This window comes from Longimicrobiaceae bacterium, from assembly GCA_035696245.1.
In the GTDB taxonomy this organism is placed as follows: domain Bacteria; phylum Gemmatimonadota; class Gemmatimonadetes; order Longimicrobiales; family Longimicrobiaceae; genus DASRQW01.
This window is the reverse complement of the sequence record DASRQW010000332.1, coordinates 1-10,499: the sequence shown is the minus strand read 5'-3', so window position 1 is coordinate 10,499 and position 10,499 is coordinate 1. Positions and strand designations below refer to the sequence as shown.

Here is a 10,499-nt window from a genome sequence, read left to right as displayed (position 1 = left end):
GTGCGGTACACGCGCAGCTTCGCCTCGGGCACGCAGCGGAAGCCGTCGGACTCCAGGGGCACGATGTAGACCGTGTCGGGCTCGTGCGGGTGCACCTCCATGGCGAACCCGAAGTCCGACGGGACGCCGTTGGCGATGTCGGTCCACGTGTCGCCCCAGTCGTCGCTGCGGTACAGGCCCCAGTGGTTCTGTAGGAAGAGCCGCTCCGGCCGCGACGGGTGGTTCACCACCTTGTGCACGCACTGCCCGAACTCCGGGTACTTGTCCGGCAGAAACTGCGCGCGCACCCCGTTGTTGCGCGCTTGCCAGCTGCGCCCGCCGTCGTCCGTCCGGTAGAAGCCCGCGGTGGAGATGGCGACGCCCATCCGCTGCGGATTGCCGGCGTCCTGCACGATGGTGTGCAGGCACAGCCCGCCGCCGCCCGGCATCCAACGCTCGCGGTGCTCGTGCTTGAGCAGGCCCTCCACGGGGCTCCACGTGTCGCCCGCGTCGCGCGACTCGAACAGCGCCGCGGGCTCCACGCCGCAGTACATCAGGTCCGGCTCGCCGGCCGGACCGGGGTGGATCTGCCAGATGTTCTTGAGCGCCAGCCCGGAATCTTCCGGAAATCGCACGTTCTGCCGCTCCGGCGCCGTCCACGTCCCGCCGAAGTCGTCGCTGGCGCGCACCACGCTGCCCCAGTGCCAGCTCTGCGTGCCCGCCAGCGTCCGCCGCCGCCCGCCGCGCTGGTCGAACGCCATCGAGTAGACGGTCTCGCCGCGGAAGTACGGCCCGTCCACGCGCCACTCCTTCCGCTCCGAATCCGACGAGAGGATGAACGCGCCCTTCATGGTGCCCACGAGCAGCAGGACGTCGCCGTCGTTCACCGTGGCAGAGCTTCCTTCGGGCATGGCGGTTCTCCGGCGCGAGGTGGGGGAGCGCGGAAGTCGAGGGATGCGAGCCGACCGGACGGACTCCATCGGCACGTCACGGCGAACATGCAGCATACACCGCCTCCGCCCCCGAATCAACCGCTCGCAAAGCAACGACGGGACGAGGGTGGCTCGACAACGGATCGGGAAGGGATGTAACGATGCTCCGGAGATTCGTGCAGTGGAGGTGATGCCTCGTTCGACGACGCGGGAAGATCGGAGCTACACCATTGCGAGGGTTACCGTTGTGCGCGATGCAGGCTCAGACAAGCGCGCTTCGGCAATCTTCCGCTACGACCGCTGAATCGCCGGCCGGCCCCCCGCCGTTGGACCAGTTCGCAGCCGCGCCAACCCTCCCGCCGCGGACTTCTGGTCTCCCCTCCCCCAGGCAGTTTTGGGGGAGGGGCCGGGGGAGGGGGCCCGCTTCACCAACCCCCAACGCAAACAGCCCGCCCCGCGCAATCGCGCGAGACGGGCCGTCCGTCATCTACCATCTACCGAAACCGAGAGCTTTGGCCGAAGCCGGATGCTCAGACCGGGACGGGCAGGAGCATGCGGAACGAGTTGCGGGCGCGGTTGAGGCGGCTCTTCACCGTGCCCACGGGGATACCGATCTCCTCGGCGATCTCCTCGTAGGTGCGGTCCTCCACCTCGCGCATCACGAACGGGATGCGGTGGTGCTCGTCCATCCGCGCGATCGCCGCGTCGATGGCGGTGCGGAGCTCGCTGCGGTACGCCTCACGCTCCGGGTCCGCGCCGCCGGTGGCGAACTCCACCGGCCGCGTGGGCGCGCCCGACGCCGACGTCTCGGGCCTGAGCTCGGAGAAAGCCGTCTCGCGGCGGCGCGAACGGTTGCGGAACTCGTTCTTCAGCAGGTTGTTCGCGATCGTGTGGATCCACGTCGAGAACTTCCGGCTGGGGTCGTAGCTGCCGCGCGCGCGGTGGATGCGCAGGAAGGTGTCCTGCGTGAGGTCCTCCACCCGCTCCTCGTCGTTCAGGCGCTTGCGCAGGAAGCCCTGGATTCGCGGCTGGTAGCGCTCCATGAGCACACGGAAGCCGTCGCCGTCACCGGTGGTATATCGCTGAAAAAGCTGCTCGTCCGTAAGGTCGCCCAGTGCCTCGGGCACCTGCACGGCCGTGCGCCCCAGCCTGCCGGCGGGGGGCTGCGGGGCGTTGATGATCGCCGCCGCACTGCTGAGATCGATTGCCGTTTTCATGGGATGAATATAAACACATTTCACCCCTTTGTCGAGGGTTTCGTCGTGCAAACAAGCGTTGTAAGGCTTTGAAAATCGGTGAGTTACGCTCACCTCCCGGATCGGCCTTCGCGCGTGGAGGCATGCGGCGTGCCGTGGGCGTCTCCGCGGCTGCGCGCACGCCTCTCCGCGAAGTTGAGCGAGCCGAAGACGAGGGAGCCCAGCGAGAGTTGGAGGTAGAACGTGAGAAACCGCCAGCCCGCCGTGGCAATGCCCAGGATGCGCGCGGGCAGCAGGGCCGAGTACACCAGCAGGAACGCCGCCTCCGCGCCGCCGGCCGCGCCGGGCGTGGGCACGAAGAGCATGACGGTGAAGATGACCCACTGCAGCAGGAAGAAGAGCACCGGATCGACCGGCGCGCCGAGGAAGTACGCTAGCGCGGTGACCACGGAATAGCGGCAGCTCCACTGCACCGCGGTGATGCCCAGCGTCAGCGCGAAGCGCAGCTTGCCCCGCTCGCGCACCATCAGGAAAACGCCGCGGAAGTCGCGCCCGGTCTTCCGCATTCGCCGCCGCAGCTTCGCCACGCGCCGCCGGCTGGAACTGCGAAGCCGAAGCCCGAACCTTCCCCTCAGCGCGAGACGAAGCAGCAGACGGAGGATCAGCAGCGCGGCGATCAGTGCGACGGCGACCACCAGCGCGTTCCCGCGGATGCGCCCCGCCACGTCGCGCAGCACCGGCAGCTCCCACGCGCGCGCGACGACGACCGCGGTGGGGATGGCGACCAGGAAGAAGACCGCGTCTTCCACGTAGCCCAGCGTCATGATCGACGCCGCCTGGCCGGTCGTGATCCCCTTCTGCACCATCATTCCCCAGCGCAGCACCTCGCTGCCGGTGGACGTGGGCAGCACCGACGACGCCAGTTCCGACCCGATGGTGATGCGGAACGCGTCCCTCATCGACATGGGCCGGCCGATGAAGCCTGCCCAGATGCGGATGCGCAGCGCGTTCGTCACCCACGGGGCCAGCCCCAGCGCGACGGCGGCGAGCAGGTACCGCTTCGGGAGATGGTGGAGCGTGGCGAGCACCTGGTGGTCCGTCGCGAACCACGACAGCGCCAGATTCCCCAGCACGCCCACGGGGATGAGCAGCATCGACACCCGGAACAGCCGCTCCAGCCGCCCGCCCTTCCGCTCGCCGCCCGCCTCGCTCTTCATCCGCCGGAATCGTTGTCCGACGATCGTGATTCGGCCGTGACCTCTGCGGACGAGAGGTCAACGGAGGACCCGAGTCGATCGGGAGATGCGGATCGACCGATCGATTCCGATGCGTGCGATGCGTCCAGCGTCGATGCGGTTTCGGGAGAGGGGAGGCCGGCGAGGCGGGTGTAGTCGTCCACGAGCCGGCCGTTGATGGCGCTCCAGTCGCGTTCGCCTGCGACCTGGCGGGCGCGGGATCCCATCCGTGCGCGGGCGGCGGGATCGCGCAGAAGCGACTCCACGCGCGCGGCCAGGTCCGCGGGGTCGTTCGCGCGCGCGATCCAGCCCGTCTCGCCCGCATCTACCAGGTCCGGCGGGCCGCCGCGGTCCACGACCACCGCGGGGAGGCCGGACGCTATCGCCTCCAGCACCACGTTGCCGAACGTCTCCGTGGTGCTGGGGAAGACGAACACGTCTGCCGAGGCGTACCAGCGCGCCAGCGCCTCGCCGTCCTGGTGGCCGGCGAAATACGCGTGCGGCAGCGCCGCCTCCAGCTCGCCGCGCATCGGCCCGTCGCCGACTAGGACCAGGCGGAAGTCGTTGCCGCGCGAGCGCAGGACGGCGTCCATCTCCACCAGATCGGCCAGATCCTTCTCCTTCACCAGGCGGCTCACCATCAGCACGACCGGCGTCGCATCGTCCGCACCGGCCAGGCGGCGCAGGTCCGCGTCGCGGAAGGCGGGGGAGAAGCGCGCCAGGTCGATGCCGCGCGACCACAGCTTCACGCCCGGGATGCCGTGCTCCGCCAGCTCGCGGATGATGGCGTGCGACGGCGCGTACACCACGTCGCACCGCCGGTAGAAGCGGCGCAGCACGGCCCAGCCCGCGCCTTGAAGCCAGGGCACGCCGTAGTGGGGGAAGTACGAGACGAAGTGTGTGTGAAAGCTGGAAACCGCCGGCACACCGTTGCGGCGCGCCCAACGCAGCGCCCAGCCGGCCATGGGCGTGGGGCTGACCACGTGCACCACGTCTGGCCGCCACTCGCGCAGCTCGGCGGCGGCGCCATGGCGGAACGGCAGCGAAACGCGGTAGTCGGGATAGAGCGGGAAGCGGAGGAACGGCACGGGGCGTACCCGGCGGGCCCACGAAACCTGGGGGCCGGGCACGAAGGGAGACCACACGCGGAAGTCGACACCGCGGGCCTCCAGCGTGGCGAAGAGCTGCGCGAGGGTGCGCGACACGCCGTCCACGTGGGGGAACAGGCTTTCGGTGAAGAAAGCGACCTTCATCCCGCGCCGGGGCCGGCGTGGGCGTCGTGCGGTGCGTGGCGCAACTCGTCCCCCGTGCGTTCGTTTACGGAACCGGAACGGGGAAATCTAAGCGCCCGCCGCCGCGGCGGAACAGGACCGGCCGGGCCGCCCCGCGCATGGCGGAGCGTGGCCCGGCCGTGCGTGGCCGCCTAGCGCTCGGCCGGCTCTTCGGCCGGGTCCGGCGCGGAGCCGGCGGTGGCCAGCAGGTGCTCCTGCGTGCGCGTCTTGCGGCGCGCCGACCACGGGTCGGCATCGGCCTGGCGCGACAGGTACACGCCGCCTGCCACCACGGCTGCCGCCGCCACTGCGATCATCAGGGTCAACATGGAAAAACGCCCTCCGAGCTGAGGGATTCCGCCCTTGGGGAGCGCTGCGGCCCGAAGGGGACGCACGCGGGGCGGTGGGGTGGGAATGCTGCCTGGCGTGTTCGCTCGGTACGCTCCGCGTCTTTTGCGCAGAGTCGGAAGCTGCAATCTAATACAGCGTGCTTCGCGAGGATAGGGCCTAAACGGAAGGCGCCGGGCCCGTCCGCATCTCAGCCCTCCGCGTCCGGCCGTTCGTCCTCGCGCTGGGCCTCGGCCCAGGGGATGCCGGTGGGATGCGGGTCGTCGTGGCTCACCGTGGCGACCACTGCCCAGAAGACGCACACCAGCCAGCACGGCACGAGCGCCACGCCGACGGTGAACAGGCCCGCCGTGACGGTGACCATACACATCACCACGCCACCGAGCGTGCTGGCGTAGAACAAGCCGAGCGGTCCGAACAACACCGCCAGCGCGATCGCCATCCCCGCGCGCTTCGGCGGCTTCTCCGTTTGCATCGTCATCTCAGGAAACGCCGATCGGCCGGCCATCGTGCCCGTCTCTGCATCGGCTTACGGAATCGGTTGGGCAAGAGTTGCGTATCTTCTCGAGGTCGGCATCCCGATGGCCGTCGACCGCCGGTCAGCCTCCGCAGCAACGCCGTCGCGTCCGGCAGATCCGTGCGCCATTCCCACATACCGCGTGCCCGCTGCACGACGGCAATCCGCTTCCCGGTGGTCATCAGAACCGAACCGGTATCGATGCCGCCTGTGTCCATCTGATGCTCCGCGGGGCCGTTTGGATGCGCGGCCGTCCGACTCCGCCGTTTCGTGGCCCCGGCCCGCGGGCCGGGCACGGGACGAGGTCCGCCGCTAGAACTACCGTTTCGCGAGGCGCCGGTGCAAGCGGTAGAAGAGCGGGGCGCTCAGCCTGAAGTACAGCACCGTGAGCGGGACGACGATGGCGAGGTAGACGAAGATGCCCGGGCTGTTCGCCGGCTCCCACCAGGCGAGCACCGCACGGTGCACACCCAGGAAGACGGCCGCGCAGACCACGACGGTGCTGATCACGAGCGCGTAGCCCGCCGTTCCCCCGCCGTGCACCACGTCCGTGATGACGCTGCGCTGCCACTCGGCGTATCCGCGGTCGCTCGCGCTGGCTGCGATGCGGTCCGCTAGAGCGATTTGCCTATCAATCCGGAGTGAAATCGCCCGGGCTTCACACATTCCAGGGGAACTTGTGCTCTGGACTGATGCGAAAACCGCTCTAGGTCGCGCGAGCGGCGCTGCTGGCTGGCGCGAACCGTGAGTGGCGCGCCGCACTCCCGCCAGACGGGCCGCCCGGGTTCCTCCAGCCCGCAGGCCGGGCACGTCACGGCTCCCATGATCTTCCTTCGTCGTCGACGCTTCGGTTCGGCGACGGCCTCGCTACAGCGCCGTCTCGTAGATGCGGTAGGTCTTGTAGACGTACGCGCCCTGCTTGTCCAGCGCCTGCCGCATCTCCCAGTTGTCCTCCAGGATCCACGAACCCTCGGCGGTCTTGTAGCCGCGCTCGGCGCCGTTCAGGAAGGTCTTCAGGTAGAACGCCGCGCCCAGGCCCTGGTGCTGGTAGCCGGGCCGGAAGCCGAGGGTGATGACGCGCAGCGCATCTACCTTGCGCTGGTACCAGAGCAGCTTGAGCACGTTCAGCGGCGTGAGGCGCCCGCTGGGCAGGTGGCGCAGCGCCTGGTTGATGTCCGGCAGCGCGAGGGAGAAGCCCACCGGCTCGCCCTTCACCTCGGCGATCAAGCAGAGGGCCGGGTCCACGATGGACTTCATGTCGTTGGCGACGTAGGCGAACTCCTCGTCGGTGAACGGCACGAAGCCCCAGTTGAGCGACCACGCGGAGTTGTAGATGTCCTTCACGATCCCCACCTCGCGCTCGAAGCTCTTCATGTCGAGCGAGCGGATGGTGGCGCCGTGGCGCTTGAGCATGGCGTCCACGCCGCGCTTTAGCCGCTCGGGCGCTTCGGGGCTGGGGATGCGGTAGGCGACCAGATCCTTGAGCTTCGCCAGGCCCGCGGCCTCCACGAGCGCGCCGTAGTAGCGCGGGTTGTGCGACATGGTCACGAACGGCGGCATGTCGAAGCCGTCCACGAGGATGCCGGGCGACGACACCTCCTCGTTCGTGGAGAAGTTGAAGGGACCGCGCATGCTCTCCATCCCCCGCTCGCGCAGCCAGGCGGCAGCGGCGTCCACCAGCGCGCGCGCCGTCTCCGCACGGTCCTCGGCCTCGAAGAAGCCGAAGAAGCCGGTGCGCTCGCCGTGCGTGTCGTTGTGCAGCCGGTTCACGAACGCGGCGATGCGGCCCACCGTCTCGCCCCCGCGCTCGGCCAGGAAGTAGGCGACCTCGGCATGCTTGTGGAACGGGTGCTTGCGGCGGTCCAGGGCCTTGTTCACCACCATCCGCAGCGGCGGCACCCAGTGCGGGTCCGCCGCGTTGTACTTCCACCACAAGTCCACGAACGGCTTGAGCTTGTCGCCCGGGGAGATCTCGCGAACGCGAACGCTGTCGGTCATCAGGGACGGGTGTGGTGGGGACGGGTCGGGAGATGGAAGGCGGTCCGTAGATGCGCATCGGCCGCGCTGCCAGGCTGGATCGGGTCTCGGTCGATGGACTGCGGCGTGCGCTCGAGCATCACGGCCGATGCGCGGTGGTGCACATCTACCGAATGCACCTCCGCGGCTCGGCGGATACGCTGCCGGCCAAGGCGGAACATCAAAGCCGGGCGCAGCCGTGTCGGTGCGGAATCTACAGCCAGCCGTGGTCGCGATACCAGGCGACGGTGACGTCCATCCCGCGGGCCAGCGGCGTCGCCTCGCCCGGCGGCAGCAGCGCATCGGAACCGGCGAGATCGCAGACCCACGCCTCCGCGAGCATCTCCTCCGCCTTCTCGCGGTTGAAGGCGGGGGTGCGCCCCACGGCGGCGGCGAGTGCTTGCGTCGTCGCGGCGGCGGCGCGGACGAGCGTGGGCGGGAGGGAGATGCGTAGCGGGCGGCGGCCCAGCGCGCGGGCCATCTCCCCGACCACGTCGCGCCACGGGTGCTCCACCGGCTCGGCGACGGGATACGTGCCGGTCGGCGCGTCCGCCGCTCGCACCAGCGCCGCCGCCAAATCCGGCGCGTACACGAGGTGCAAGCGCCGCGGCGGCCCGCCGGGCGAGGGCGCCAGCCGGTTCGCCACCAAGCGGAAGTACGGCAGCAGCTCGCGTCCGCGCGGCCCGTACACGGCCGGGGCGCGCACCGTCAGCGTCTCCACGCCCCCGCGTGCCGCCTCCGCCAGCGCGTGCTCGCCCTCCAGCTTCGTGCGCCCGTACGCGGTGAGCGGCGCGGGCGGGTCGTCCACGTGCCTCGCCCGCGCATCCGCGGACGGCCCGCACGCCGCGTACGAGGAGAGATAGACGATGCGCCTCGGCCGGTTGTCGGCGGCGAGGGCGCCGCGGACCACGTTGCGCGTACCTTCCGCGTTGGCGCGGCGGTAGGCGGCCTCGTCGCGCGCGGCGGTCACGGCGGCGAGGTGGAAGACGACCTCCGCGCCATCCGCCCCGCGCCGGATCGCATCCACGTCGTCCAGGCCGCCGTGCACCAGCTCCGCGCCAAGCTCCCGCAGCAGCGCGACATCGCTGGTGGGGCGGACGAGGGCGCGCACGTTCCATCCCGCGGCGCGCAGTCGCTCGGCCAAATGCCCGCCCACGAATCCGGACGCGCCGGTCACGAGCGCTACCCGCGGCAAATGCTGCCCATCGGCGGAGGTGGAGGATGCAAGGGCGGGAATGGAGGGCGTTGGAGGACCAGGCTCGGACTGGAGGCCGGCGAATCCGCAGGGAAAACGGTCGGCCGCGCATCGTCCGCCGTACATCTCCTGAAGGGGCCTGTAACCCGCACGGCGGCTTGTACTTCACCGCGCGGCGAGGCGGCGGAAACCTAGCCGGGCTGCGGACGGAGTGTCAACGGTGGCAGCAGGCCCGTCGATTGTCGTCGGTCGAGCCGACGCCGCGGGGAGCGCACCAGCTCAGATGCGGTTCGCCTTCAGCTCGGCGAGCGGGTAGTGCGTACCCCGCCACTCGATGCCGCCGCCGAGAAGCGTGGCAAGGGTCGAGTTCCAGACGACGTACAGGAAGAGCAGCACGGCCGCGGGAAAGATCACACCGTACCACGGCGGCACCCGCGTTTCCCGCGCCGCCCCCGCGAAGACGACGAGGATGATGGCGACCGCCGCCGCGTTCAGCCCCCGCGTCCACCCGTGCGTGGCGAAGAGCGCCACGAAAGGCCAGACGAAGAGCAGCGTGTGCGCGACAGTGGCGAGCCACACCATCGACAGGCGGTAGTCCACGCCCGCGAAGCCGTTCTTCTTCAGCCCGTTCACCAGCTCGCGCAGCGACGCGTACCACTCCACCGACACCATCCCCGCCCCGATCAGGAAGTCCTGCCGGAAGCCGTGCTTCTTCACCAGCTTGCCCAGCTTCATGTCGTCGTCCGGCCGCATGGCGATGGCCCGGTGCGTCCCCATCTCCCGGTAGGCCCTCGCGCGGACGAGGTTGAACGCGCCGATTCCGATGTGGAAGCGGCTGCGCGGGTCCGCCGCCTTCCAGGGCCGCGAGAAGAGCGAGAAGAAGACGGCGAACACCACGCCGAACGTGCGCAGCAGCATGCCCGGCATCAGCACGTCGGGCCCCGCCGTCACGTGGTCGAAGCCGCCCCGCACCAGGTGGGCGGCGGCGCGCTGCACGGCGGTGGGCTCCATCACCACGTCCGCGTCGGTGAAGAGCAGCAGCTCGCCGCGCGCTTCCTGCGCGCCGTGCCACAGCGCGTGGTTCTTCCCCAGCCAGCCGGCCGGCAGCTCCGCCACGTGCACCACGCGCAGCCGCCGGGCCGTCGCCGCCATGCGGTCCAGGATCGCGCCCGTGGCGTCGGTCGAGCGGTCGTCCACCACGATCACCTCCGCGCCGCCTTCCCAGCGCAGCGCCAAGACCGACCGGAGCGCCTCCTCCAGGTTCCGCTCCTCGTTGCGCGCCGCGATCACCACAGACAGCGTGGGAAGCTCGCCGGGCGCGGGCAGCGCCACGTCCGCCATGCGGCGCAGCTTCCGGCCGCCCAGCACCAGCTCCGCCGTCATCGCCAGGAGAAAGACGACGGTCGCCGCGGCCAGGTAGAAGAGCGCGTCGTGCATGCTCGCGATCGAACGAGAGATGGGGGAACCCGGCGCCGCTCGCGTGCGGACGCGCAGGGGCAGCCCACGCGCGCGAATCATACCGGCGAGTGCGCGCGCGGGCCACCTCCCACGCGCGCATATGCGTTTCCGCGCAAGGCGCCGACAGCGTCGAAGGCGCGATCTTTGCACCTGCGGCGCGGCGACGCGCGGCGGCAATCCGGCCTCCGCGGCCCCGCCGGACAGGCAGTCGTCCGGCCCCGTCCCCCGGCCTCGCGGTCCGGCCGGCTATTGGACCCGTGCTCACCAGGAGGAGATCGTGGCTGACATCAACGTGGAACGGAAGGAGCGGAGCATCTGGCCGTGGATCATCGGCCTGGTCGTTCTCGCCCTT

At 70.2% G+C, this 10,499-nt stretch carries 10 protein-coding genes; all 10 read right to left on the bottom strand.

Annotated elements, in window-relative coordinates:
* Positions 1-890: hypothetical protein (locus VFE05_15390; GenBank protein ID HET6231456.1), on the bottom strand; the 890-nt coding region annotated here is incomplete at its 3' end.
* A gap of 551 nt (positions 891-1,441) precedes the next feature.
* Positions 1,442-2,128, bottom strand: a complete 687-nt coding sequence (locus tag VFE05_15385; protein HET6231455.1) for a sigma-70 family RNA polymerase sigma factor — start codon at positions 2,126-2,128, stop codon at positions 1,442-1,444.
* Between the two features lie 89 nt (positions 2,129-2,217).
* Entirely contained in the window at positions 2,218-3,324 is a 1,107-nt protein-coding gene (locus VFE05_15380; protein HET6231454.1) for a lysylphosphatidylglycerol synthase transmembrane domain-containing protein, read from the bottom strand.
* Positions 3,321-4,595 (bottom strand): glycosyltransferase family 1 protein, encoded by a 1,275-nt coding sequence (locus VFE05_15375; GenBank protein HET6231453.1) that lies wholly within the window; start codon positions 4,593-4,595, stop codon positions 3,321-3,323. The genes VFE05_15380 and VFE05_15375 overlap by 4 nt, the downstream gene beginning before the upstream one ends.
* A 170-nt stretch (positions 4,596-4,765) precedes the next feature.
* Positions 4,766-4,942 carry a hypothetical protein gene (locus VFE05_15370; protein ID HET6231452.1) on the bottom strand — a complete coding sequence of 59 codons (177 nt, stop codon included), beginning with the start codon at positions 4,940-4,942 and terminating at the stop codon, positions 4,766-4,768.
* 209 nt (positions 4,943-5,151) lie between these two features.
* Positions 5,152-5,436, bottom strand: a complete 285-nt coding sequence (locus VFE05_15365) for a hypothetical protein (protein HET6231451.1) — start codon at positions 5,434-5,436, stop codon at positions 5,152-5,154.
* A 360-nt stretch (positions 5,437-5,796) separates the two neighbouring features.
* A complete protein-coding gene (locus VFE05_15360) occupies positions 5,797-6,021 on the bottom strand; it encodes a hypothetical protein (protein ID HET6231450.1) in 225 nt (74 codons plus the stop codon).
* A 324-nt stretch (positions 6,022-6,345) separates the two neighbouring features.
* A complete protein-coding gene (locus tag VFE05_15355) occupies positions 6,346-7,476 on the bottom strand; it encodes a hypothetical protein (GenBank protein HET6231449.1) in 1,131 nt (376 codons plus the stop codon).
* Positions 7,477-7,708: 232 nt separating this feature from the next.
* Complete coding sequence (locus VFE05_15350; GenBank protein ID HET6231448.1) at positions 7,709-8,671, bottom strand: NAD-dependent epimerase/dehydratase family protein; 963 nt, start codon at positions 8,669-8,671, stop codon at positions 7,709-7,711.
* Between the two features lie 297 nt (positions 8,672-8,968).
* On the bottom strand, positions 8,969-10,126 hold the full coding sequence (locus tag VFE05_15345; protein HET6231447.1) for a glycosyltransferase family 2 protein: 1,158 nt from the start codon (positions 10,124-10,126) through the stop codon (positions 8,969-8,971).
* Positions 10,127-10,499 lie beyond the last annotated feature (373 nt).